Origin of the sequence: Streptomyces sp. NPDC092045 (assembly GCF_044756005.1) — a bacterium.
Taxonomy (GTDB): Bacteria; Actinomycetota; Actinomycetes; order Streptomycetales; family Streptomycetaceae; genus Streptomyces.
On sequence record NZ_JBIVSC010000016.1, the window covers coordinates 96,628 to 118,976 of the forward strand.

Genomic DNA, 22,349 nt, shown 5'->3' on the forward strand with positions numbered 1-22,349 from the left:
TCTAATTCTTCGGAGCCAGAGGAGAGTCGCCAGCCGCCGCCCTAGCTTCATTCACCAGGTCAATGTCATACTTATCGATTTGAACCGGCACGATGTACGGAGAAGACAATGTCTTCAATCGCACGTACCCTCGGTCTTCCGAAGAGAGGATGGCCGGAGCGAAGGCGCCGAAATCATAGAACTTCGACAACTCCTGCAACTCCTTGGTGTTGTTCAGATGCGCCACGACCCAGTTCGCGGTGTTGGCCTTTACCTGGTGCGCCACTCCTGAAACTTCTTGAGTTGCATAGGTCATGCCGATATTCAGCTTGGCTGCTTCCTTCGCGAGCTTTACCCACACATCCGCGTCGTCCTTATACTTGTCCGACGAAAACAGGTTATGCGCTTCCTCCAGCATCACCTGAATGGAGGGCGGAACGTCTCCGGAAGTGAACACAGTCGTCTGCTTCGCCAGAAGCCTACGAGTGATGTTCTCGGACAACGTCTTAACGATCGGCGGAGACCCAACATGAAGGTCAACGATGACGACCCTTCCCTTGGTCAGCTCATCGTAGATTTCCTCAGCGGGATCAGCCTGAGTCGCCTCATTATGAAAGTCCTTCAGATCCAGCAGGTTTCGCCATCCTCGGACGTTGCCGGACTGACCGGTTTGGCCAGTATAAATCGGCTCTGTAGACGTCCACCGCACATCATCACAGAAGTTTTCGGCTTCAGTATCGCCATCCTTACGCAACTCGATGATCGCATCGACTACGTCTCGGATGTCGCCTCCCTTTACGGAAACCGTCGTTTTACCTGCCGGAGTGAAGAATTTCTTGTTCTTCTTTTGTTCTACCGCCTTCCGCAGCGGTTCCCTCATGCCGATGAGGACGGAGAAGGGATATGTAGTTCCGGCGTTATACTTGGGCAGCGTGAATCCGGCGCGAATTAGTGAAGCGTAAAGAATCAAACGCCCTCGTTGTGCACGCGTGGTCTCACTGAAGTTCCCCTGGACATCCGTGAACCTAGTCACCGCAAAGTCATTGATGTAGCCAGCCGATCCGTCGGAACGCAGCTTGTCGGCGATCAACCCCTGTACAGCGCCGGCTTGCTCCGGGTCGAAGAAGTTGATACCCAGCGGTCGAACGTGCGGCTGCGTGCCATCCGCCCCAAACTTGAAGATACGGACGTGCTTCTCACCAATCGCCGCAATCTCTGTCCCGTCCTGAGTGTTGGGGTTCGCGTACTCACCCTGCGGGTCGAAGATCAGCTGACCAATCGGCCCTTCACCATTAGACCGACGCTGCTCAGACACAACAAAGGTCCGTGCAATGATGATTTTCGCGGTGTTGGACTTGCCCATGCGGGTCATTCCAAGCAAGCCAGTTTTCGTGCCGATGAAGTCGTGGATATTGACCGTTACGGCTGAGTCGTCTTGTTTTGCAACCTTAGCCCGCCGACGCGTGGCCGAGTAGCGCACAGCGCCAATTCGCACACGTTCCACATCCTTCTCGGAAGGCTTCAGATACGAGGCGATTTCAGAAAGTCCATCACCGATCGGCTTCAGGACTCGATACGTCGACGTGGCATAGAAATTGTCGACGTCGGCACCGAAGTCAAGTCGTTTACGACCGTCGATGTCAGTCTCATAAAAGGTGCCCAAGATTCGACACCTGAGGCCAGTGAACGAGACTCGGTTCCTGGTGAAGGGATCGAGGTTAATATCCAGGACCACGGAGGGAGACGCGTCGCCATTGCTCGACAATGCAGCCCGCAACGCTTCCTCTCGGACTGCATGCAAATCCGATTCCATCGCAAGCGGCGCAGTTCCATCTACGCGCAGCAGCAGCACTTCGTCATCATCATGCGAATCCCCATCGATGTCTCGCGCTGTGGCCAGGAGGAAGGTGTACTGCGGGATACCGCCAGCTTCGAACTTCCACTTGTCGTGCGTCAGAACAATGGCCTCGGAATAGTCGAGACGATGAATCGCCCCGATGCGGATCGACCGATTCTCCGCGAGGAGCGTCGACTCAAGAAGTGTTCCAGCCCCTACTCCGGGAAACAGCGAAACAGACACTATTCCTCCCCCATGGTATGCATGTGCAGCTGACATGTTCCCACAACGTGCACTGTGTGAAAAGTGGATCAACCTCTCGCACTGTACGTGGCTGAAATTGGATGTAGTGGCTTGTTGTAGTTGTCACGCTCGTCTCACGGACAGCTCGTTGAAGTGCTGCGTTCTACCCATTGAGTGCTTTGCGTGCATATCAGCCGCCAGCCGTCAGGTGCCCCTCCCAGCAGTCGGCCTAAGGGGTGCCCTGGGGACTTCCGTGTCGAAATCCGTGCACGTGTTCGACCGAACCCGACACATGCTGCCAGCGCCCACGGTCCTGACTCCGCCGTCGCCCGCTTCGACCGGAGCGACGGTCGGTTGCTATGGCGCTGATTGGCTCGCTCTCGCTTTAGGCAGCGCGGGCATGCGACTCTTCCCTTCTTCGCTAATGCTCGGACGGAGCTTAGGTATGTTCGGAAGGCTTATCGCGTCCTTCGAATGCCGACTTCAGGCAACGAACGAGAAAGGGGATCGACGTTCTATCTGGATACTGCTGCACACGTTCGACACCAGATGCACGCAGTTCGAGCGTCGCAGTAGCGTAGTCAATGTTCGGTCTCTTCATCTGCCCAGCATCTAACGGTGCGCTGACAGCACTAAGGCGCCCCTACGAATTCAGCCCACGAGCTACCACTCTGTGGGTGGTGCACGACCGTTGGTTCACTGCTCGGTCGCAGCACATGGTGCAGACTGACTGGTAGGCCTACCCGAAGGCCGCTCGCTAGCCCAACGAGCCGTGGACTGCCTGTGGACGGGCAGTCCCTTCAGGCGACTTATCGGTCCGCTGACCTGGGGCAACCCTCGGCATTGCATCGGCCTCCGGAGCCGTTTGCCAGAGGAGCCCCCAGCAGATGCTGGGGGCTCCTTGATGGGGAGGGAGGAACGGCCTCGGCTTGATGCCTCAGGAGGGCGGCGTCCCCTAGCTGCTGATGGACTCTTCCTGCGAAAGGCGTTGGCCGCGACTCTCTGCCACGCGTAGTACATGGGCCAGGGCTTCTGCGAGTTCGCTGGATACGGCGCGTAGGTCTTCTGGGCCGGCCTTCGGCAGATTCAGCACCTCGGTCGCGTGGTTGAGGGTCTCGGCTGCCAGGTCGAGGTAGGTCGCTTCGAGAGTGTCGGCCAGGTTGGAGAGGTGGCTCTCGTTGTCGTCGGTGCTCAAGAAGCACGGTTTGCCGTCTGGACCGGCCCAGGGGAGGAGCCGTAGTTCGTCGTGGGAGGTCACCTGTCGGTCTTCCCTTCCTTCGGTGCCGGGTGGCTGATGAAGACTGCGTCTGCGCTGTCGCCGGGGAGGGCCAGGAGCGCGGCTTCGATCACGCGGCCTGTGGCGTTGGTGGCAACGCTCGTGATGGTGAGGACCGCCCGCGTTGGGCTGATGCGGAGAGCTGCTGATTCCTCCGGAGTGGGGAGGCGGGCAGTGACCGTTTCTCGGGTCTCCACCCAGCCTGCTGTTCGTCCGTTGGGCCATGAAATGGAGTCGGGCTGCGAGGTCGGCGCAAGGTCGCGCGGGATGTAGATGCGGGCCATGCTTCTGGGGTTCTCGCCCTCGTAGGTGGTGCAGTGGAACTCGGTCAGGGGGGTATTCGCTGGTACCCGGAGCAAGGTGCGGAGGCGTCCGCGGGCGCGGAGGTTGGTCGTGCGGATGGTGGTCTGGAGCTCTGGGGCGAGCGGTATGCGGGCGCTGCTGGTGTAGGTGATGCGGCGGAGCAGGGGGCGGACGAAGTTGCCCTTTCCGTGGCTCTTCTCGATGAGTCCCTCGACCTGGAGGAGGGCCAGGGCTTGCCGGACGGTCGGGGTGCTCACCTTGTAGTGAGCCGCGAGCTTCGGTTCCGAGGGGAGACGGTCGCCGGGCTTGAGGCGGCCGGCGGTGATCTGGGCGCGCAGGTCCTCGGCGATGGTGTCGCGGAGCGTGGGCATGGGGCGGTCACCACCTTCTGTGGACGCGGAAGGCGACCAGGCGGGTGCGGGGGTGCATCGTCAGTTGCTCGCCCGTTTCGAAGAGAAGGCGCTTTGCTCCGAGGGGGAGTTGTCGGAGGTCGGCCACGCGGCAGGGCATGCCGCCGATCTGGATGACATCGCCTCGCTGGACGTTGAGCGAGGTGATTTCGATGGGGGCGGCCACGGCAGCGTTCGGGGCCCAGGGCTTCATGCCGTCGCCTCCGTGCGGGGCGTGTGAGTGGTCGGCGTGTGGCAGGGGCAGGCGCACGCCTCGTAGGTCACGGGGATGTCGACCGGGGCCGTCGCCGGAGAGGAGTGAGCGCACTCGTGGTGTGTGCCAATTCGGCATGCGGACGAGCGGTACGGGGGCGTCTTCGGATGGGGCATCAGATGGCCTCCGCGAACGTGAGGAGGCGTTCGACGGGCGGGACGTACGGTCGGACCAGGATGGTCTCCTCGCCGCGGATCGTGTCCGGGCCGAACGGGATGCCGAGGGGTAAGGCCGTGTAGTGGCGGGAGTTTCGGGCGTGCCGCGCTCTGGTGGGCCGGAGCGCGCGACGGATACGGTTGAACATGCTGATCAGCTCCTATCGCTGATGGCCAGGTCCCCGGACGTCGCCTGTCGCGGGGACCGCTTTGTTCACGGCGGCCCAGAGGGTTCGGCCGCCCAGGCTGGTGGCGAGCAGGCCGAAGCGGTCTGCGTGTGCCAGGACTTCCAGGACCTCCCGCCATGTCTCGGCGGTGAGGGTTTCCGGTACCTCCGCTTCGATCGACGTGTGTCTGGTGTGGTCCAGCACGCGTGTGGTGAGTCCTAGGGCGGACAGCCGGGCGGCGAGGGCCTCCGCGCTTACTTCTGGAGCAGGCACAGGGCAGCCTCCGTTACCGGCGATCACTTTCAGTAAAGCTAGTTAACTAGATTAGAGCTAGTGGACTAGATTTTCCATATGCCTGAGCAGCCGCCATACCTCCGCATCGCCGACGAACTGCGGCGGCGGATCACGGAGCACGAGTGGACTCCTGGAGACCGGCTACCCTCGCGGGCCCAGATCGGCCAGGAGTGCGGGGTGGGCGAGAACGTCGTTCGCCGGGCCCAGGAGTTGCTGATCTCCCAGGGCGTGCTGGAGGGGCGGGCCGGGTCCGGGACCTATGTGGCCGAGCCCCGGCAGCGGGTGCGGATGGTGCGGTCCGCGGCGCGTGAGCAGCCGGACGGGTCGCCGTTCCGGGCGGACATGAAGGCCGTGGGACGGAACGGCGGCTGGGAGAGCCGGACCGATGCGAAGGTGCCCGCGCCGGCGGAGATTGCTGCGCGGCTCGGGATCGGTGAGGGCGAGTTGTGCGTCCGGACCGTGTACGAGTTCCTTGCCGACGGGCGGCCCGTGCAGTTGTCGACGAGCTGGGAGCCGTACGACCTCACCGGCGGGACCCTTGTCGTTCTGCCTGAGGGTGGGCCGCACGCCGGCGCCGGCGTTGTGAACCGGATGGCCGAGATCGGCGTCACCGTCAGCCATGCCGTCGAGCAGCCCGAGCCCCGGCAGGCCACCACCGAAGAAGCCTCGCTTCTCGGGATTCAGAAGGCCGCGCTCGTCACCCATATCCGGCGGACGTACTACAGCGACCAGGGCCAGCCCGTGGAGACCGCTGACATCGTCGTCCCCGTTGCACTCTGCGAGATCGTCTACGAGATCCCCATCAACCGTTAGGCAGGGTTGTCAGTGCTTCGGCGTACCTTCTCGCCATGGCGAACAGACCTCCTGAGAACTGGCGTGCCTGGATGGCGCAGGTAGCCCGCGACGTCGAGGCCGGGATCCTGGGGCCCGAGTGCGCCGACGCTGCGGAGATGTACCCCGACTCGTTTCTGAGGGCGACCGACTCGGCGCTGGAGGCATTCGAGGCGGAAATGCGTGGGCTCATGAGTCCCTCCGACGACGAGGTCTTCGGAGCGGTCGAGAGGGTCGTTCTCGCGCTCAACGCTGTTGATGAAGATCCTGGCCACGATGGCGCCGGTTACTGCACCGACGAGCGAGAGCAACTGTGCGAGTACATCGACCTCACCCTGGGCGAGCACGGTGTGGATGTGGCTGCTCTGGCAGCAAGGAGAGGCATCAACCGAGCTGAGATCACGGACGCCTGGCGTGACTGGTGACAACAACTCGTACGGTGCAGCCTGACATCCACCGCTGACATCAACGGCACCGGACGACGGCAATGCTAGGCGGTCGTCCAGAACAGGACCGTGCCCGGCCCGGACCCCTATGGGTGCCGCTCGGCCGAACTTGTAAAGCGGGGGTCGTCGGTTCGAACCCGACAGGGGGCTCTGCGGGCGCGAGGGCCCCCGGCCGATCTTGGCCGGGGGTCTTCGGCATCCACGGGTGACATCACCGGGGCCGGCAAGGAGCCGTCGGGCCTTGGACGCGGTCACGTGGGGAGCCGCTCCGTCGAGCGAGCTCAGCGGTCATCGAGCAGCCTGAGCCTCGATAGGCGACCGCCGAGGAAGCCTCGCTTCTCGGAATCCAGAAGGACGCGCTCGGCACCCACATCCGGCGGACGTACTACAGCGATCAAGGACAGCCCGTGGACACTGCGGACACCGTCGTGCCAGCCGTCCTGTGCGAGATCGTCTACGAGATCCCCATCCACCGATGAAGCCGTGAGGAGACACCGCATGGGCCCGCCTACATCTACGTGACCCGGCTCCTTCCTTCATGGTGGGACCCCTCGGGGGTACGGGAGTTCTGAGCAACCTTCGTGCCCCTGACGCTCCACCCGTGCTTCTGCCACCGTCTTGTGCGCCCTCACCGTGAACCCGCTCTGCGGGCAGCGTGGAGAAAGCCCACAGTGGGCCTGAGGAGGGAACGGGATGGTTCAGCCGAAGTGCGGTGCTCCTACCCAGAGCGGAGGCCGCTGCCGGAACAAGGCGATCACGGGTACCTCGCGGTGCTCCAAGCACCAGGGCCCGTGGTCCCCCTACGGGGTCGAGCAGCGGAAGAAGAAGGAAGCCGAAGCCAAGATGAAGAAGCTCCGGAAGAAGCGGTAGCGCGCCGCCAGGTCGGTTTGGCTGACATCCACAGGCGACATCAACGACGGTGGACGGGAACAGTCGCCCCCGACCGCCGCAGCAGCTGCCAGTAGTACCCCTCCTTTGCTCAGGACCGCTCGGCCGAACTCGCAAAGCGGGATCCGTCGGTTCGAACCCGATAGGGGATCCGTGGGTGTAAGAGGGCCGGTGCGGGAGGTTTTCTCTGTGCAGGTGCTTCCGTATGTCGGGAGGTGCTGGAAGGCCATCGGGTCCCAAGTCCGTGGCGCGCGTTCGGTTTTCGTCGTTCGTTCTTCCGTGAAGCCCCGGGTTTCCGCCCCGGGGCTTCGTCGTGTTCCAGTCCTCCGGGAGTTACGCCGCAGCCTCCGCTCCGAGGCTTCCGGTGCTGATGGCGCCCCGCAGGACGTGGGTGATTTCCTCGGGCTTGAGGTCGATGCCGGCGAGGCCCTCCGTGGTCAGGGGGATTTCCTCCAGGGCGTACTCGCCGCGGCCCTCGGCGCTGAACTCGGGGCCGGTGCGGTCCTCGAAGGACCAGGTCGCGATGCGGGCGAGGTAGAAGAGCTGGCGTTCGTCGGCGGACTCCGTCGTGTGGAGGAGGCGGACGATGTCGGCCTTCCCCGCGATCTCCTCGTGGATCTCCCGGTGGAGGGCGTCCTCCCGGGACGCGTCACCCGGTTCGACGCCGCCGCCGGGCAGGACCCAGTACTCCGGGATGCCGGGCCTGGTGCGGCGGATGACCAGCATCGTGTCGTTCGCGGTGACGAGGACGGCGCGGACTCGTTCGATCATGTCGGTCTGTCTCCTTGCTTGTCGACGCTTCAGAGCAGCGGCCGGTGGACGGGCTGCCTTGTGATGAACGAGGCGGAGGGGCTCGCGAGGAACGCCACCGGGGCCGGGGCTTCCCCGGCCAGCCACGGCTCGGGATGCGCTGGTGTTCGATCCGGTCCTCCGGCCGTGCGTGGTGCCGGGTGGGGAGGGTCCTTTCCGGTCCGGCCCGAACAGTCTTGGGCAGGAACGTCATGAATATCGGGGACGTGGTGACGCGGATCCTCCACCGTCCCGGTGCGCGGTTCCGTACGCGACGAGGTGGCGGCGAACCGCGTGCGCGCGTCAGCGGGGAGCGAAGACCCGCAGGAATCCGTCGCGGCGGGTCGGCCAAGTCAGGGCTCGGACCAGCGTGTTGTTCACCACGAAGTACTCCGGACGCACCCAGCCCTCCTCCTTGGAGTACGGGCCCGGGCCCTCGCTCCGGTAGAGGCGGCGCACGAGGCGGTCGTACGCGAAGCCGCCCGCGAGGAGCAGGAGCGGGGCGGTGAGTACGGCGCCGAGCGTGATGCCGACGCCGAGGGCCAGGTGGGAGTGTCCGTCCGTGCGCACAGGGCGCAGTATGGGTCCTGCGGTGAGAAGTCGGTACGGCTGAGGTCCGGGCGGCGTCCTGGTGGTTCGAGGGGCGCGCGTGTCGACGAGGTGGTGCGGTGAGCCGCTCGTCGCGGACGTACCCGTACGCGGGCCCGTTGTGTCCGGCGCCGGCCTCTCAGCGCGTGGGCGGCCGTCAGCCCCGGTCGGAGCAGTACATGCCGAGGGCGGGCCAGGTGTCCGAGGTGACCCGCCCGCCCGTGTAGACCCGGGCGGCGGGCGCGTCCTTGACCCACTCGCCGTGGCAGACGTAGTCCTCCAGGCCGTCGTCGGCCTTGTCGCGGATCACGTCGATGCCGTAGTTCGACGGGCCGTCGATGGTTCTGGCGTAGTCCTCGATGGCCGCCTCGGCGCTCTCCGCGGTGGCGTTCGGAAGGATGAGGTCCACGCTGCCCGTCTCGCCCCTCTCGATTTTGTTCGCCACCGTGTAGGCCGGTGTCGCGGGCGGGGTCATCGCCGTGGGCGCCGCGGTCACCGCCGTGGGCGCCGTCGCCACCGCCGCGGGCGTCGTCGCCCCGCCCTCGTGGCCTTCGTCGCCGCACGCGGTGAGCGTGACGAGGAGCAGGCCGGCCGCCACGGTGGCCCTGGTGTCGATGCGCGTGGTTTCCCCCGAGAGGTCGTACGGGAAGGACATCGTCCCGGACGGGCCGGGGCGCCTGCGGGGCGGGTGCCCGTCGGCCGCCGTCCGGTTCCCGCGAGGGCGGCCGGGCTTCCGGAACGCCCGGTGGAGTGTGGAGTTCCTGTGTGCAAGCGCTCCGCCGTCCGGGACAATCTGCCGTTGCGGGGTGTTCACGTGGCACGGGGTGTTTTCGGGGAGGGGTGCGCGCATGGGGCGGCGTTCCGGGGGGCTGATCGGGATCTGGGCCGAGCAGCAGAGGGTGGCGCAGCGGCAGCGGGAGGGGCAACAGCAGGCCCTGCTGCGGCAGCAACGGGAGGCCGAGCGGCAGCAGCGGGCGTACGAGCGGGACGTGTCCCGGATGCAGCGGGAGCAGCGGGTCGCCTACCGGCGGCACCGGGACGCCGACGCGCTGAGGAAGACCCGCGAGATCGACGAGCGGGTCGCCGTGCTGGAGGGGCTGCTCGCCGCCGGGTGCCGGGCGCCCGCCTTCCGCGTGGAGTCGCTGCGGCGGGCCGAGGAGGTCGAGCCGTTCGCGCCCGGGGCCCTCGCGCAGCCCGTGCCCATGCCCGACCAGCGGCACTACTCCGGGCGCGACGGGCGGGCGCGGTTCGAGCACGACTGGTACGCCGCGCAGGCCGCCGAGGCGCGGCGCCTGGAGTCGCTCGCCGCGTACCGGAGGGAGTACGACGCCTGGGCCGCCGCCCGGATCACCGAGGTCCGGGAGTACAACAGGGGAGTCGCCGGGACCGCCGAAGCCCTCGCCGGCGGTGACGCCGAGACCGTCGTCGACTACTTCTCCGCCGTGCTCTTCGCCTCCACCGGCTGGCCCGACGGCTTCCCGCGCGAGGTCTCCGCCGCGTACGACCGGGGCGGGCGCGGGTTCGTCCTCGACTGGGACCTGCCCGGGTACGAGGTCGTCCCCGGGACCAAAGGCGTCAAGTACCTGCCCGGCACCGACCAGGAGAAGGAGGTCGCCCGGCCCGTCACGCAGCGGCGTGCCCTGTACCGGAGCGTCCTCGCCCAGAGCGTGCTGCTCGCCGTGCGCGAGCTGTTCGCCGCCGACCGCTTCGGGGCCCTGGAGTCCGTCGCCCTCAACGGGTACGTGGGCGGCGTCGACCCGGCCACCGGGCTCGCCTCCCGGGTGTGCGTCGCCTCCGTCGTCGTGGGCCGGCGGGACTTCGACCGGCTCAACCTCGAACTCGTCGCCGCCGTGGACTGCCTGACCGGCGCGCTCGCCGGGCGGCTCTCCGGGAAGCCCGATGAGCGGGCCGCCGTCGCCCCGTTCCGCACGCCCGACCAGGTCGGCGGCGACGTCGTCGTGCAGGGGGACGGGGAGGAGCCCGATCTCCTCTCCATGGACCCCGTCGCCTTCGAGGGGCTCGTCGCCGAGCTCTTCCGGGCCCGCGGGCTCCAGGCCGTCACCACCCGCCGCTCCCACGACGGCGGGGTCGACGTCGACGCCCTCGATCCCGACCCCATCAGCGGCGGCTCGATCGTCGTCCAGGTCAAGCGGTACCGCAATACCGTCCCGCCCTCCGCCGTGCGCGACCTCTACGGGACCGTGCAGGGCGCCGGCGCCAACAAGGGCGTCCTCGTCACCACCTCGAAGTTCGGGCCCGGCTCCTACACCTTCGCCGACGGCAAGCCCCTGACGCTGATCTCCGGGACCGAACTCGTCGACCTGCTGCGGCAGCACGGGCTGCGGGGGCGGCTGGGCGGCGCTCCTGAGGCGGAAGCCCGGCCCGCCCCCGGGGGACCCGTCCATGAGGGACCCGCCCCGGAGGGACCCGCCCCGGGGGAGCCGGCCGTCCCCTCCGACGACCACAACCTCCTCGGGATGGTGTGGCGGGGCTCCGTCGCCCTCGACGTCTGCGCGCTCGTCTGCGAAGGCGGCCGGGTCCTCGGCGACGAGTGGTTCGTCTTCTACAACAACCCCGCCACGCCGGACGGTTCCGTCGCCGTGGTGACCGCCGCCCCCGGCGACCGCGCCGCCGTGCGCGTCGGGTTCGACGCCCTTCCCGCCCGGGCCGACCGGCTCGTCCTCGTCGCCGCCGTCGACCCCGAGGTCAATCCGGACGCCGACCTCCGCGGGTTCACCGAGGCCGGGATACGGCTCCGGGACGGCTCCGGCGGCGAGCTCGACCGGCTCGACGTGTCCGACGGGCGGCCCGGCGAGACCGCCCTCGTCCTCGGATCGTTCCGGCGACGGGCCGGGGGCGACTGGGACTTCGTGGTCGGGGGGAAGGGGTACGCCGGCGGGCTCGGGGAGCTGGTCGGGGACTTCGGCATCGAGGTGCGGTGAGGTCCGCGCTCCGAGGGCCCGTCCTGCACGGGCCCGTCCGTCGAAGGCGCGTCCATTGAGTACCCGTCCGTCGAAGGCCGTCCGTCGAAGGCGCGTCCATTGAGGACCCGCCCGTCGAAGGCCGTCCGTCGAAGGCCCGCCCGTCCGCCTACCTCCCGCTCAACCTGTTCGCCCACACCGCCACCTTGTCCGTCCGCGCCGAGTGCCCCAGCGCCTCGCGCCGGTCCGCGCCCCGGAACGCCGCGTACATGGTCTGCACGCCGAGCCAGCGCAGCGGCTCCGGTTCCCACTTGCGGACCTTGTGGCCGACCCAGGGGAGGGCCGTGAGGTCGGTCGGGCCCGACTGGCCGGAGTCCTGCCGGATCAGGTCGCGCAGGGTGCGGGCGGCGAGGTTGGCGGTGGCGACGCCCGAGCCGACGTAACCGCCCGCCCAGCCCAGGCCCGTGGAGCGGTCGAGGGTGACCGTCGCGCACCAGTCGCGCGGGACGCCGAGCACGCCGGACCAGGCGTGGTCCACCCGCACCCCCGCGAGCTGCGGGAAGAGGCGGACCAGGATCTCGCGCAGGGCCTCGACCGTCTGCGGCCGGGTGCGTCCGTCGTTGTCGGTCTTCGAGCCGAAGCGGTACGGGACGCCCCGGCCGCCGAGCGCGATCCGGCCGTCGGCGGTGCGCTGGGCGTACATGTACGCGTGCGCCATGTCGCCGAGCGTCTCGCGGCCCTCCCAGCCGACGGACTCCCACTGCGCCCCGGTGAGCGGCTCGGTGGCGATCATCGAGGAGTTCATGGGCAGCCAGGCGCGGCGCTGGCCGGCGAGGGAGGCGGTGAAGCCCTCGGTGCAGCGCAGGACGTACGGGGCGCGGACCGTGCCGTACGGGGTGACCGCGTGCTTCGGCCGGATCTCCGTCACCGGCGTCGACTCGTGGATCGTGACCCCCAGCGCCTCGACCGCCGCCGCGAGCCCCTTCACGAGCTTCACCGGGTGCAGCCGGGCGCCGTGCGGGGTCCAGGAGGAGCCGACGGCGCCGGTCACGCGGACGCGCGCGGCGGTCTCGCGGGCCCCGTACAGCACGCGGTCGGTCTCGCCGAACGCGCTCTCGGCCGCGTGGAAGTCCTTGAGGCGGGCGAGCTGGGCGGGGGAGAGGGCGACTTCGAGGACGCCGCCCCGGTGCACGTCGGCGTCGATCTCCTCCCGCTCGCAGACGTCGACGACCTCGGCGACCGTGGCGTTCATGGCCTGCTGGAGGCGGACGGCCGCCTCGTGGCCGTGCAGCTTCGCGTAGCGGTCGCGGCCGGCGATGCCGTTGTAGAGCCAGCCGCCGTTGCGCCCGGAGGCGCCGTACCCGCAGAACTTCGCCTCCAGGACCGTGATGTCGAGGAAGGGCACGGCCTTCTTCAGGTAGTACGCGGTCCACAGGCCGGTGTAGCCGCCGCCCACGATGCAGACGTCGGCGGCGGTGTCGCCGGGGAGCGGCTCGCGGGGGGCGGGGGCGCCCTCCTGCGCGTACCAGAACGAGATGCCGCCGTTGACCGTGCTCATGTGGACCCCTGCACTGTGTACCCCTGGACGCGGAATGCGTGGGCGGGACGTTACCCGGCCTCCCGGCCCGTGGATACGGGCGTCGTGGTGGGGGATGCCGCGCCGGACCCGACACCGTGTACGCCGGGCCCGTCCGGCGGACCGCCACCGGGTCCGTCCGGCGGATCGCCACCGGGTCCGTCCGGCGGATCGTGGCCGGGACCGCCCCCGGCCCGTCGGACACCCCCTAGGCTCGTCCGCGTGATTCACGTACCGGAGGAACTCGCGCGGTCGCAGGCGAAGTACAACGGAGAGGCGGGGCGGGCGTTCGTCGCCGGACTGCCCCGGGCGGCCGGGGAGTTCCTCGACCGGTGGGGGCTGCGGATCACCGGGCCCTCGATGTACGGGATGGCCTCGCTGGTCCTTCCGGTGGAGCGGCGCGCGGACGGCGTGCCCGCCGCCCTCAAGATGCAGATCCTCGACGAGGAGACCGAGGGCGAGCCGGTCGGCCTGCGCGTCTGGGACGGGGCGGGCGCCGTACGGCTCCTCGACCACGACCCCGCCACCGGGACCATGCTCCTGGAGCGCCTGGACGAGGCCCGGCCGCTGTCGGCCCTCGCGGACACCCGGGAGGCGATGCGGATCGTCGCGGACCTCCTCGCCCGGCTCACGGCCGTCCCCGCGCCGCCCGGCCTGCGGACGCTCGGCGGCATCGCGGCCGGGATGCTCGCGGAGGTGCCCGGGGCCGCCGCCCGGCTCGGCCCGCAGGACGCGGCGGTGCTGCGGGACTGCGCGGCGGCGGTACGGGAGGTGGCGGGCGAACCGGGCGACCGGCTGCTCCACTGGGACCTGCACCTCGGGAACGTCCTGGCCGCCGCGCGCGAGCCCTGGCTGTCGATCGACCCCAAGCCGCTCGCGGGCGACCCCGGCTTCGACCTCCTCCCGGCGCTCGTGGACCGCTTCGACCCGGACCCGGACGAGGTGTTGTGGCGGTTCGACCTGCTCGCCGAGGTCGTCGGGGACCGGCGGCGCGCGGTGGCGTGGACGCTGGGCCGGGTCCTCCAGAACGGCCTGTGGGACGTCGAGGACGGCGAACCGTCCCTGGACGCCGAGCAGGTCGCGGTCGCGCGGATCCTGCGGGAGCGGCGGGGCTGACGCCGACGGGGCCGGGGCCGGGACGCCCGACGCCGGCGGGGCTGACGTCGACGGGCCGGTCCAGGACCTGGATTCCGCTGGTCACGGAGGCCCCGGGCGAGGCACCCTGGCCCCATGATCCGTACTGCCACCCCCGCCGACGTCCCCGTCGTCCACGCCATGATCCGCGACCTCGCGGAGTACGAGAAGGCCCTCGACGAGGTCCGCACCACCCCCGAACAGCTCCACGAGGCCCTCTTCGGCGAGCGGCCCGCCGCCTTCGCGCACCTCGCGGAGGACGAGGCCGGCGAGCCGGTCGGCTTCGCGCTCTGGTTCCTCAACTTCTCGACCTGGCGCGGCGTCCACGGCATCTACCTGGAGGACCTGTACGTCCGTCCGGAGGCGCGCGGCGGCGGTCACGGCAAGGCCCTGCTGCGCGAGCTCGCCCGGACCTGCGTCGAGCGCGGCTACGAGCGCCTGGAGTGGTCCGTCCTGAACTGGAACAAGCCCTCGATCGACTTCTACGAGTCCCTGGGCGCCCGTCCGCAGGACGAGTGGACGGTCTACCGGCTGACGGACGGGGCCCTGGCGGCGCTCGGCGGTGCGCCGGGAGTGTAGGAAAGGGTCATGGACAACGACGACAACGACATCGAGCGGCGCTTCCGGCGGATCACCGACTTCATCGAGGCCCGCCTGACGCCGCTCTTCGACCCCGCGAACGGCAGCGACCACGGCTTCGGCATGGACGACACCTCCCGGGCGCTGCGGGCCGCCCGCTACACCGTGCAGGCCGCGTCGGCCGTCTCCGGCCTCGTGGAGAAGCGGGCGACCGCGCCGGAGCTGCGGCAGGTCGTGGACCAGGCCCTCGAACACAACTGGGACGTGCTGCGCTCCGTCGCCCGCATGTGGGAGGACCACCCGGACTTCCGGAAGGAGTTCAAGGCGCACTCCTGGGACGTGGTCGGGGCCCTCTGACACGCGCCCCGGGGCACGTCCACCGGATGAGGGCCGGACACGGCCCGGGACAGCCCCTAGGGCACCAGGACCACCTTGCCCGTCGTGCCCCGGTTCTCCAGGGCGCGGTGGGCCCCCGCCGCCTCCGCGAGCGGAAAGCGGTGGACCGCCGGGCGGAGGGCGCCGTCGGCCGCCGCGGCGAGGGCGGCGAGTTCGAGGTTCCGGATGTCGCCGCCCGCCTTCTCGATCATCACCGGGCCGAGGACGGACTCCGAGGTGATGCCGCGCTCCGCCAGCTCCTCCGGCGCGAAGGCGAGCGGTTCGCCGTCGTGGAGGCCGGTCCCGGACCAGCCGAAGACGACGTGCTGCCCGCCCTCGCCGAGGAGGTCCACGGCGGACCGGCCGGTGTCGCCGCCGACGGAGTCGAAGACGACCGTGGCCGCACGCCCGCCGAGGGGCCCGTCCAGGTACGCGCGGACCTCCTCCGCCCAGTCCGGCTCCAGGTAGTCGACGGCCAGGTCGGCGCCGTTCTCCCGGACCAGGGCGGTCTTCGCGGGCCCGCCCGCGAGGCCGACGACGGTGGCGCCGGCGTTCTTGGCGTACTGGACGAGCAGGGTGCCGATGCCGCCCGCCGCCGCCGGGACGATCGCGACCGATTCGGGGCCGAGCGCGGTGAACTGGAGGATGCCCAGGGTCGTGCGGCCGGTGCCGATCATGGCGACGGCCTCCGCCTCGCCGAGGCCGTCGGGCAGGGCGTGGAGCCGGGCGGCGTCGGTGACGGCGAGCTCCGCGTACCCCCCGGGGACCATGCCGAGGTGGGCGACGACCCGTCGGCCGAGCCAGGACGGGTCGGTGCCCTCCCCGAGCGCGTCGACCGTGCCGGCGACCTCGCGGCCGGGGATCGTGGGCAGCTCGGCGGGGGCCGGGAAGGGGCCGGGGGCGCCTTCCCGGAGCGCCGTGTCGAGCAGGTGCACCCCGGCCGCGGCGACCCGGACGCGGACCTGGCCGGGGCCCGGCACGGGATCGGGCACCTCCTCGTACACGAGGTTCTCGGCGGGTCCGAAGGCGTGGAGGCGGACGGCGTGCATGACGGTTCCCCTGTCGTCGTACCGGTGGCGTCGTACGGATGTCGCCGTACGGATGTCGCCGTACGGATCACGAAGGTGTCGTGACGGGGAAAGCCTCCGACCTCAAGCGCGCTTGAGGTCAAGGCGTGCCGTGGGCCCCGCGGGCCGGCGCGCCCCGTGCGCGAGCCGCCGCTCCGCGCGCAGCGCCAGCGACACCGCCTCGACCGCGCTCGTGAACGACACCTCCGACAGGACGCCCGGCGCCGCGACCTGGTCGCCCACCAGGTACACCCCGTCGCCCCGGTCGACGGCCGGCCGGTCGCGCCAGGTGGTGCCGGGGCGGTCCACCGCTCCCGTACGCCCCCGGGACAGCGACGCGCGCCGCCACACCGTCCGCTCGCGCCAGCCGGGGAGGCCGAGGTCGAGGAGCCGTTCCGCGTGGGCGACCCCGTCCGCCTTCGACGCGTCGGGGCCGACGGGGAGCTGGGCCTGGAGGAGCTGCCGCCCGGCGGGGGCGAGCGAGGGGTCCTGTGCGGTGAACCGCTCGATCCAGCCCGGCGCGTCCAGGTCGCAGACGACGAACGGGTCCCCCTTCCGGGTCCGCAGCGCCAGGTCGACCAGGACCGTGCTGCCGCTCTCCCAGGTCAGCGAGGGGTCGCCGAGGAGCCGGGCGGCGGCGGGCAGGGCGGTGGCGACGATCACCGGGCCCCCGCCCGCCGGCAGCGCGTCGACCCGGGCCGAGGTCTCGATCCGTACGCCCAGTTCCCGGGCCCGGGCCGCCATCCGTCCGATCAGCTCGCCCCAGCCGCCCCGGACGTAGTGCGCCTCGGGCGGCAGGGCGGCGGCCCGGTGCAGCCGTTCCTGCACGAAGCGGGCGGAGAGCGCGCCGGGGTCGTGGTGGAAGAGCGCGACCCCGCTGTACGCGGCGGCGGCGCGGGCGGCCCGCACGCCCGCGAGCCCGGTGGCCCAGGTGCGGAAGTCGGTGTCGACGGGGGCGTTCCGGGCGGTGCGGAGGGACAGGCGGAGCAGTCCGGGCGGCGGGACGCGGCGGAGGGCGCCGCCGCGGTGGAAGCGGAACCGGAGGCCCTCGGCGGGCGGCAGCGGCGCGAGCGGCCCGAGGAGGCCGCGCTGCTTCAGCCAGGTCCAGTGCGGGCCGCCGCTGTAGAGGGCGTGCGGGCCGTCGTTGGTGCGGTACGGGCCCCCGGCGGTGCGCGCCCGGCCGCCGAGGGCCTCGTGGGCCTCGTACAGGGTGACGGCGGTTCCGGCCTCGGCGGCGGTGACGGCCGCGGTCAGTCCGGCGAAGCCGCCGCCGACGATCGTGAGCTTCCGCATGGCGCTCTCCCTACGTTCTCGGGCTCGTTCCCGGGTCCTGTACGGGGGACGGGGCGCGGGGCCGTGTTCGTGACACGGGGGCGCTGTCAGTGGCGTACCTCACCATGGGGGGATGGCGAACCAGGGCGCGAGGGCGACGACGCGGAAGAAGAAGGTGCCGGGGGCCCGGCGGCCGGAGCTGCGGCTGCCGCCCCTGGAGCCGTACGGGGGCGGTCTGGAGGCGGACGGGGACTACGACGGCCTGGAGCTGTCCGGGCTCGACCTGACCGGGCAGTCGGGGGAGGGGTCCCGGTTCCTGGACTGCGCGCTGCGGGAGTGCGCCCTCGACGGGGCGCGGCTGACGAACGCGCGCTTCCTCGACTCGCTGCTGAGCGGGGTGCGGGGCGTGGGGACGGACCTCGCGGGGGCGCAGCTGCGGGACGCGGAGGTCGTGGAGGCGCGGCTCGGCGGGGTGCAGCTGCACGGCGCCGTCCTGGAGCGGGTCGTGGTGCGCGGCGGCAAGATCGACTATCCGAACCTGCGGTCCGCGAAGCTGAAGGACGTCGTCTTCGAGGGGTGCGTGCTGAGCGAGGCGGACTTCGGGGGCGCGGTCCTCGAACGGGTCGAGTTCGTGGACTGCGCCCTGACCGGGGCCGACTTCTCGGGCGCGCGGCTGCGGGACGTGGACCTGAGGGGCGCCCGGCGCCTGGAGATCGCGCGCGGGGTGGACTCCCTGGCGGGGGCCGTGATCTCGACGGCCCAGCTCTTCGACCTGGCGCCGGTGCTCGCGGCGCAGCTGGGGGTGCGGGTGGAGGGGTAGGGCCCGGGCGGGCGGATCACGGCCGGGGCCGTGCCGGGTCTAGGCCCGGGCCGGCATGCGGGGGAAGCGGGCCTGGAGGGACCAGACGACCGGGTTGTCGGCGAGGCCCTCGTGCATGTCGGTGAGGTCCGCGATCAGGTCGTGCAGGAAGTCGCGGGCCTCGCGGCGCAGTTCGGCGTGGTTGAAGGTCACCGGCGGTTCATCGCCCGGCATCCAGTCGGCCTCGACGTCCACCCAGCCGAAGCGGCGCTCGAACAGCATCCGGTCCGTGGACTCGGTGAAGTCGAGCTCCGCGTACTGCGGCTGCGCGGCCCGGCTCCCGCGCGGGTCCCGGTCGAGCTGCTCGACGATGTCGCAGAGCGCCCACGCGAAGTCCAGCACCGGCACCCACCCCCAGGCCGTGGACACCTCCCGGTCCGCCTCGGTGTCCGCGAGGTACACGTCCCCGCAGAACAGGTCGTGCCGCAGCGCGTGGACGTCCGCGCGGCGGTAGTCGGTCTGCGGGGGGTCGGGGAAGCGACGCGAGAGGGAGTAACCGATGTCGAGCACGGGACCGATGGTGTCACGGTCCCGGACCTGGCGGCTCCGGACCTCGTGGCTCCGGTCCCGGTCCGTACGGCTCCGGCCCCGGACCTCGTGGCCCCGGCCCCGGTCCGTGCGCGCCCCGGCTCAGCGGCCCCGCCCGTGCACCGCCCTCGCCACCCGGGGCCCCAGCCAGCGCTTGAGGCGGCGGAGGGGCTCCAGGCTGCCGGCGGCGCGGTCGAGGCGGTAGTAGAGCTGGGGCGGGACGTGCGGGAGGAGCGGGGAGTGGCGCTGGCCGAGGAGGGCGAACATGCGGGCCGGCTCCAGGCGCACGTAGCGGGGGAGGTCCTCGTACCAGCGGGCGCTGTAGCGGGCGGCGCTCTGGGCCGGGACGAGTTCGGCGCGGCGCCGCTTCCCGTACAGCGTCAGGGCCGTGTCGAGGTCCCGGCCGGGGGCGTCCAGGGCGTCCGCGAGGGCGAGCGCGTCCTCCAGGGCCAGGGTGGTGCCCGCGCCGATCGAGTAGTGCGTGGTGTGGGCGGCGTCGCCGAGGAGGACCAGGTTGCCCCGGTGCCAGACGCGGTTGGTGAGGGTGCGGAAGGCGAGCCACCGGGCGGGCTCCCCGGCCCGGTCCCGGCCGATCAGCTCGTGCCCGTCGAGCAGGTCGTGGAAGAGCTTCTCCAGGAGGTTCAGGCTGTCGGCCTCGCCGAGCGCGTCCAGGCCGAGGCCGGTCCAGGTCTCCGGGGAGCACTCGACGACGCAGGTGGAGCGCTCGCCGCTGAACCCGTAGGCGTAGCACCAGATCCAGCCGTGCTCCGTCTCCTTGAAGGCGAAGCTGAACGCGTCGAAGACCTTGGTGGTGCCGAGCCAGACGTACCGGTTCCGGCCGCTCGTGACCTCGCTGCCGAAGTGGTCCGCGTACGCCTCGCGGAGCGCGCTGTTCACCCCGTCGGCGGCGACGACCAGGTCCGCGTCGGCGAGTTCGGGCGCGTCCGGGCCGCTCACGCCGTGCTCGTACGCGATCCGCACGCCGAGTTCGCGGGCGCGGTCCGCGAGCAGCGCCAGCATCCGCCGCCGCCCGATGCCGAAGCCCGCGTCGCCCCGGTGGACGGTCCGCTCGTCGCGGACGATCGCGACCCCGTCGGTCCAGGTCACGGAGGCGTCCGCGACGGCCCGTGCGGACTCCGGGTCGCCCGCGCGCAGCTTGCCGAGGAGCCCGGCCCAGTACGTGACGCCCCAGCCGTACGTCGAGCCCTCCGGGTTCCGCTCGTACACCGTGATGTCGTGCGACGGGTCCCGCCGCTTCAGCAGGACCGAGAGGTAGAGGCCGGCGGGACCGCCGCCGACGATCGCGAGCTTCACGTGCGCTCCACTGGGACTGGGTCATGACACCGTGCGGTCGGGTAGTGACGCACGGTAGCAGTGGGGGCGGGGTGCGGGGGCGAACACCGCACAAAGGCGTACGGGCACACAAAGGCGTACGGGTACACAAAGCCGTACAGGCCTGCGGAGGCGTGCGGACGCACACAGCCGTACGGGCCTGCGGAGGCGTGCGGGCGCACACAGCCGTACGGGCCCCGGACACGTGCGACGGCACGGAGGCGCGGGCGGGGGACCCCTACGGCAGCAGGCGGCGCTCCTTCGCCACCGCCACCGCGCCCGCCCGCGTGTCCACGCCGAGCTTGGCGTAGATCCGGCCCAGGTGGGTCTTCACCGTCGCCTCGCTGATGAACAGGGCCCGCGCGATCTCCCGGTTGCCGAGCCCGCGCCCGAGCTGCCCGAGGATGTCCCGCTCCCGGTCGGTGAGGCTCGGGGCCGCCGCGCCCCGCATCCGGTCCATGACCCGGCTGGCGACCGGCGGCGAGAGGGCCGTGCGGCCCTGCGCGGCGGCGTGGATCGCCGCGAACAGCTCCTCCGGCCGCTCGGCCTTCAGGAGGTAGCCGGTGGCACCCGCCTCGATCGCCCGCGTGATGTCGGCGTCCGTGTCGTACGTGGTGAGGACGAGGACGTGGACGCCGGTCGGCGCGATCCGGCGGGTCGCCTCCACGCCGTCGATGCCGGGCCCGAGCTGGAGGTCCATGAGGACGACGTCCGGCTTCAGCTTCGCCGCCATCGCGACGGCCTCCTCGCCGCTGCCGGCCTCGCCCACGACGTCGATGTCGGGGGTGCTGCCGAGGAGGGCGAGCAGCCCGGCGCGGACCACCACGTGGTCGTCGCAGAGCAGGATCCGTACGGAGGACATCACGACTCCAGGGAGGGCGGGACCGGCGGGTCCGGCGGGTTCGGCGGGGGCGCGGGCATCACGGCTCCGGGGAGGGCGGCGAGAGCGGGATCGCGGCCGAGAGCACCGTCCCCTCGCCCGGGACGGACTCGACGGTCAGGGTGCCACCGAGCTGCTCGGCCCGCACCCGCATCGCGGGCAGCCCGTGGCCGCGCACCCCGCCCGGCCGCTCCGCCGGGTCGAAGCCGCGCCCGTCGTCGGCGACGTCCAGGACCACCTGGTCGTCGAGGTACGTCAGGGTCACGGCGGCCGACTCCGCGCCCGCGTGCTCGCGGATGTTCGCCAGGGCGCCCTGCGCGATCCGCAGCAGCGCCGACTGCGCCCGGTCGGGCAGCGGCGCCGGCGCCCCGTCGACCCGGAACGCCGCCGACTCGCGCGCGGCCAGGCCCCGCAGCGCCTCCTCCAGGCCGCCGCCCCCGGCCAGGTCGGCCGGCGCGAGGTCGTGGACGAAGCGGCGGGCCTCCGCGAGGTTGCGCTCGGCGATGGACTCGGCGGTACGGACGTGCCGGCGGGCGGTCTCCGGGTCGCCGTCCCAGGTGCGGTCCGCCGCCTGGAGCAGCATCTGCTGGCTGGACAGGCCCTGCGCCAGGGTGTCGTGGATCTCCATGGAGAGCCGCTGCCGCTCCGCCAGGGTCCCCTCGCGGCGCTCGATCGCGGCGAGTTCGCGGCGGGTGCGGATCAGGTCGTCGATCAGGGCCCGCTGGCGCGCCGCCTGCCGGTCGGAGTACACGAAGACCCCGGTGGCCAGGGCGGCGACGGCCGGCGGGGCGACGATCAGGTTCGGGTCCCAGCCGCCGTGCGAGAGCTGGACCTGCGCGAAGACCACGAAGGCGGTGAGCAGGGCGACCAGGCCGAGCGCGGCCCGCGCCGGGAGGGTGCGCAGGCCCGTGTAGAAGAGCGGCACCGCGCACCAGGCGAAGCTGGGCGCGAGGACGACGAGGAGCACCCAGACGGCGACGACCGTGCCCAGCCAGGCGATGCGGCGCGGGGTGGCGCGGGTGCCGAGGACGGGTCCGAGGAGGTAGAGGGAGGCGAGCGCGCCCGTGAGCGCGACGATCCACGGGCTGCGGGCCTCCCAGTCGTGCCGCAGCAGGAAGCGGGCGAGCGAGGCGCCGAGCAGGAGGAAGAACGCGGTGTGCATGATCCGCGCCAGCCGGCGGGCGTCCGGGTCCCGCTCCGTGTCCTCCTCCACGTCCCGGCCCTTCCGCTCTCCGTAACGGTCCCGCCTGGTAACGGTCCCACCTGCGCACACCCCTTCATCCTGGCCCGAAGGGACCGGTCCGGCATCAGCCGATCGGCTGACCCGGACGTCCACCGGTGCGCGTCCGGAGGGCAGCCGGACCGTG

24 protein-coding genes and 1 pseudogene are annotated in these 22,349 nt (G+C 71.0%); 9 read left to right on the forward strand and 16 right to left on the reverse strand.

Annotated features, from left to right (window positions below; all coding sequences use genetic code 11):
- Window position 1: 1 nt before the first annotated feature.
- The 6 genes from ACIQKA_RS27330 to ACIQKA_RS27355 form a co-directional block, all read right to left on the reverse strand.
- Window positions 2-2,059 carry a helicase HerA domain-containing protein gene (locus ACIQKA_RS27330; protein WP_402542689.1) on the reverse strand — a complete coding sequence of 686 codons (2,058 nt, stop codon included), beginning with the start codon at window positions 2,057-2,059 and terminating at the stop codon, window positions 2-4.
- Between the two features lie 955 nt (window positions 2,060-3,014).
- Window positions 3,015-3,254 (reverse strand): hypothetical protein, encoded by a 240-nt coding sequence (locus tag ACIQKA_RS27335; RefSeq protein ID WP_402542690.1) that lies wholly within the window; start codon window positions 3,252-3,254, stop codon window positions 3,015-3,017.
- 59 nt (window positions 3,255-3,313) lie between these two features.
- A complete protein-coding gene (locus tag ACIQKA_RS27340; RefSeq protein ID WP_402542692.1) occupies window positions 3,314-4,009 on the reverse strand; it encodes a GntR family transcriptional regulator in 696 nt (231 codons plus the stop codon).
- Between the two features lie 7 nt (window positions 4,010-4,016).
- Window positions 4,017-4,241 (reverse strand): hypothetical protein, encoded by a 225-nt coding sequence (locus ACIQKA_RS27345; RefSeq protein WP_402542694.1) that lies wholly within the window; start codon window positions 4,239-4,241, stop codon window positions 4,017-4,019.
- A 175-nt stretch (window positions 4,242-4,416) separates the two neighbouring features.
- Window positions 4,417-4,605, reverse strand: coding sequence for a hypothetical protein (locus ACIQKA_RS27350; RefSeq protein WP_402542695.1), 189 nt, complete (start codon window positions 4,603-4,605; stop codon window positions 4,417-4,419).
- 12 nt (window positions 4,606-4,617) lie between these two features.
- Window positions 4,618-4,896, reverse strand: coding sequence for a hypothetical protein (locus ACIQKA_RS27355; protein WP_402542730.1), 279 nt, complete (start codon window positions 4,894-4,896; stop codon window positions 4,618-4,620).
- 78 nt (window positions 4,897-4,974) lie between these two features.
- Here ACIQKA_RS27355 and ACIQKA_RS27360 point away from each other — a divergent pair, with 78 nt between their 5' ends.
- The 4 genes and pseudogenes from ACIQKA_RS27360 to ACIQKA_RS27375 all read left to right on the forward strand — a co-directional run bounded on the left by ACIQKA_RS27360 (window position 4,975) and on the right by ACIQKA_RS27375 (window position 7,064).
- Window positions 4,975-5,730 (forward strand): GntR family transcriptional regulator, encoded by a 756-nt coding sequence (locus ACIQKA_RS27360; protein ID WP_062753264.1) that lies wholly within the window; start codon window positions 4,975-4,977, stop codon window positions 5,728-5,730.
- A 35-nt stretch (window positions 5,731-5,765) separates the two neighbouring features.
- The gene (locus ACIQKA_RS27365) at window positions 5,766-6,173 is read left to right on the forward strand and encodes a hypothetical protein (protein ID WP_402542697.1); all 408 of its coding nucleotides are present in this window, start codon (window positions 5,766-5,768) and stop codon (window positions 6,171-6,173) included.
- A gap of 302 nt (window positions 6,174-6,475) precedes the next feature.
- Window positions 6,476-6,673 (forward strand): annotated as a pseudogene (locus ACIQKA_RS27370) (UTRA domain-containing protein); the annotation flags it as partial.
- 214 nt (window positions 6,674-6,887) lie between these two features.
- Window positions 6,888-7,064: a hypothetical protein gene (locus tag ACIQKA_RS27375; RefSeq protein ID WP_383444064.1), complete on the forward strand. Its 177-nt coding sequence runs from the start codon at window positions 6,888-6,890 to the stop codon at window positions 7,062-7,064.
- Between the two features lie 351 nt (window positions 7,065-7,415).
- Here the strand turns inward: ACIQKA_RS27375 and ACIQKA_RS27380 are convergent, their stop codons facing one another.
- From ACIQKA_RS27380 to ACIQKA_RS27390, 3 genes are all read right to left on the reverse strand, one after another.
- Window positions 7,416-7,853, reverse strand: coding sequence for an NUDIX domain-containing protein (locus ACIQKA_RS27380; protein WP_391094298.1), 438 nt, complete (start codon window positions 7,851-7,853; stop codon window positions 7,416-7,418).
- Window positions 7,854-8,174: 321 nt separating this feature from the next.
- The gene (locus ACIQKA_RS27385) at window positions 8,175-8,441 is read right to left on the reverse strand and encodes a hypothetical protein (RefSeq protein ID WP_402542700.1); all 267 of its coding nucleotides are present in this window, start codon (window positions 8,439-8,441) and stop codon (window positions 8,175-8,177) included.
- A gap of 175 nt (window positions 8,442-8,616) precedes the next feature.
- The gene (locus tag ACIQKA_RS27390; protein WP_402542701.1) at window positions 8,617-9,114 is read right to left on the reverse strand and encodes a hypothetical protein; all 498 of its coding nucleotides are present in this window, start codon (window positions 9,112-9,114) and stop codon (window positions 8,617-8,619) included.
- Window positions 9,115-9,307: 193 nt separating this feature from the next.
- Here ACIQKA_RS27390 and ACIQKA_RS27395 point away from each other — a divergent pair, with 193 nt between their 5' ends.
- Complete coding sequence (locus tag ACIQKA_RS27395; RefSeq protein ID WP_402542703.1) at window positions 9,308-11,401, forward strand: restriction endonuclease; 2,094 nt, start codon at window positions 9,308-9,310, stop codon at window positions 11,399-11,401.
- A 148-nt stretch (window positions 11,402-11,549) separates the two neighbouring features.
- Here the strand turns inward: ACIQKA_RS27395 and ACIQKA_RS27400 are convergent, their stop codons facing one another.
- Entirely contained in the window at window positions 11,550-12,938 is a 1,389-nt protein-coding gene (locus tag ACIQKA_RS27400) for an NAD(P)/FAD-dependent oxidoreductase (RefSeq protein ID WP_383151726.1), read from the reverse strand.
- 240 nt (window positions 12,939-13,178) lie between these two features.
- On the opposite strand from ACIQKA_RS27400, the gene ACIQKA_RS27405 reads away from it, so the two are divergent.
- From ACIQKA_RS27405 to ACIQKA_RS27415, 3 genes are all read left to right on the forward strand, one after another.
- Window positions 13,179-14,072, forward strand: coding sequence for an aminoglycoside phosphotransferase family protein (locus ACIQKA_RS27405; RefSeq protein WP_383151725.1), 894 nt, complete (start codon window positions 13,179-13,181; stop codon window positions 14,070-14,072).
- A 114-nt stretch (window positions 14,073-14,186) separates the two neighbouring features.
- Window positions 14,187-14,669, forward strand: a complete 483-nt coding sequence (locus tag ACIQKA_RS27410) for a GNAT family N-acetyltransferase (protein WP_383151724.1) — start codon at window positions 14,187-14,189, stop codon at window positions 14,667-14,669.
- Between the two features lie 9 nt (window positions 14,670-14,678).
- Window positions 14,679-15,026, forward strand: coding sequence for a hypothetical protein (locus ACIQKA_RS27415; RefSeq protein WP_383151722.1), 348 nt, complete (start codon window positions 14,679-14,681; stop codon window positions 15,024-15,026).
- A gap of 56 nt (window positions 15,027-15,082) precedes the next feature.
- Here ACIQKA_RS27415 and ACIQKA_RS27420 read toward each other — a convergent pair whose 3' ends face one another.
- Together ACIQKA_RS27420 and ACIQKA_RS27425 are read right to left on the reverse strand one after the other, a co-directional pair.
- Window positions 15,083-16,093 (reverse strand): zinc-binding dehydrogenase, encoded by a 1,011-nt coding sequence (locus ACIQKA_RS27420; protein ID WP_383151721.1) that lies wholly within the window; start codon window positions 16,091-16,093, stop codon window positions 15,083-15,085.
- A gap of 102 nt (window positions 16,094-16,195) precedes the next feature.
- Window positions 16,196-17,404, reverse strand: a complete 1,209-nt coding sequence (locus ACIQKA_RS27425) for an NAD(P)-binding protein (protein WP_402542706.1) — start codon at window positions 17,402-17,404, stop codon at window positions 16,196-16,198.
- 112 nt (window positions 17,405-17,516) lie between these two features.
- On the opposite strand from ACIQKA_RS27425, the gene ACIQKA_RS27430 reads away from it, so the two are divergent.
- Window positions 17,517-18,203: a pentapeptide repeat-containing protein gene (locus ACIQKA_RS27430; RefSeq protein ID WP_383151720.1), complete on the forward strand. Its 687-nt coding sequence runs from the start codon at window positions 17,517-17,519 to the stop codon at window positions 18,201-18,203.
- A gap of 39 nt (window positions 18,204-18,242) precedes the next feature.
- Here the strand turns inward: ACIQKA_RS27430 and ACIQKA_RS27435 are convergent, their stop codons facing one another.
- From ACIQKA_RS27435 to ACIQKA_RS27450, 4 genes are all read right to left on the reverse strand, one after another.
- A complete protein-coding gene (locus ACIQKA_RS27435; RefSeq protein WP_383151719.1) occupies window positions 18,243-18,752 on the reverse strand; it encodes a hypothetical protein in 510 nt (169 codons plus the stop codon).
- Window positions 18,753-18,872: 120 nt separating this feature from the next.
- On the reverse strand, window positions 18,873-20,084 hold the full coding sequence (locus tag ACIQKA_RS27440) for an FAD-dependent monooxygenase (RefSeq protein ID WP_383151718.1): 1,212 nt from the start codon (window positions 20,082-20,084) through the stop codon (window positions 18,873-18,875).
- A gap of 256 nt (window positions 20,085-20,340) precedes the next feature.
- Window positions 20,341-20,964, reverse strand: coding sequence for a response regulator (locus ACIQKA_RS27445; RefSeq protein ID WP_383151717.1), 624 nt, complete (start codon window positions 20,962-20,964; stop codon window positions 20,341-20,343).
- Window positions 20,965-21,022: 58 nt separating this feature from the next.
- Complete coding sequence (locus tag ACIQKA_RS27450) at window positions 21,023-22,144, reverse strand: sensor histidine kinase (protein WP_383151813.1); 1,122 nt, start codon at window positions 22,142-22,144, stop codon at window positions 21,023-21,025.
- Between the last annotated feature and the right edge of the window lie 205 nt (window positions 22,145-22,349).

Excerpts from the sequence above, each read along its gene's own strand:
- ACIQKA_RS27425 (WP_402542706.1), bottom strand. The coding sequence starts at position 17,404 with ATGCGGAAGCTCACGATCGTCGGCGGCGGCTTCGCCGGACTGACCGCG.
- ACIQKA_RS27390 (WP_402542701.1), bottom strand. The coding sequence starts at position 9,114 with ATGTCCTTCCCGTACGACCTCTCGGGGGAAACCACGCGCATCGACACC.
- ACIQKA_RS27350 (WP_402542695.1), bottom strand. The coding sequence starts at position 4,605 with ATGTTCAACCGTATCCGTCGCGCGCTCCGGCCCACCAGAGCGCGGCAC.
- ACIQKA_RS27400 (WP_383151726.1), bottom strand. The coding sequence starts at position 12,938 with ATGAGCACGGTCAACGGCGGCATCTCGTTCTGGTACGCGCAGGAGGGC.
- ACIQKA_RS27375 (WP_383444064.1), top strand. The coding sequence starts at position 6,888 with ATGGTTCAGCCGAAGTGCGGTGCTCCTACCCAGAGCGGAGGCCGCTGC.
- ACIQKA_RS27450 (WP_383151813.1), bottom strand. The coding sequence starts at position 22,144 with ATGCACACCGCGTTCTTCCTCCTGCTCGGCGCCTCGCTCGCCCGCTTC.
- ACIQKA_RS27445 (WP_383151717.1), bottom strand. The coding sequence starts at position 20,964 with ATGTCCTCCGTACGGATCCTGCTCTGCGACGACCACGTGGTGGTCCGC.
- ACIQKA_RS27430 (WP_383151720.1), top strand. The coding sequence starts at position 17,517 with ATGGCGAACCAGGGCGCGAGGGCGACGACGCGGAAGAAGAAGGTGCCG.
- ACIQKA_RS27345 (WP_402542694.1), bottom strand. The coding sequence starts at position 4,241 with ATGAAGCCCTGGGCCCCGAACGCTGCCGTGGCCGCCCCCATCGAAATC.
- ACIQKA_RS27360 (WP_062753264.1), top strand. The coding sequence starts at position 4,975 with ATGCCTGAGCAGCCGCCATACCTCCGCATCGCCGACGAACTGCGGCGG.
- ACIQKA_RS27365 (WP_402542697.1), top strand. The coding sequence starts at position 5,766 with ATGGCGAACAGACCTCCTGAGAACTGGCGTGCCTGGATGGCGCAGGTA.
- ACIQKA_RS27395 (WP_402542703.1), top strand. The coding sequence starts at position 9,308 with ATGGGGCGGCGTTCCGGGGGGCTGATCGGGATCTGGGCCGAGCAGCAG.
- ACIQKA_RS27380 (WP_391094298.1), bottom strand. The coding sequence starts at position 7,853 with ATGATCGAACGAGTCCGCGCCGTCCTCGTCACCGCGAACGACACGATG.
- ACIQKA_RS27340 (WP_402542692.1), bottom strand. The coding sequence starts at position 4,009 with ATGCCCACGCTCCGCGACACCATCGCCGAGGACCTGCGCGCCCAGATC.
- ACIQKA_RS27415 (WP_383151722.1), top strand. The coding sequence starts at position 14,679 with ATGGACAACGACGACAACGACATCGAGCGGCGCTTCCGGCGGATCACC.
- ACIQKA_RS27420 (WP_383151721.1), bottom strand. The coding sequence starts at position 16,093 with ATGCACGCCGTCCGCCTCCACGCCTTCGGACCCGCCGAGAACCTCGTG.
- ACIQKA_RS27410 (WP_383151724.1), top strand. The coding sequence starts at position 14,187 with ATGATCCGTACTGCCACCCCCGCCGACGTCCCCGTCGTCCACGCCATG.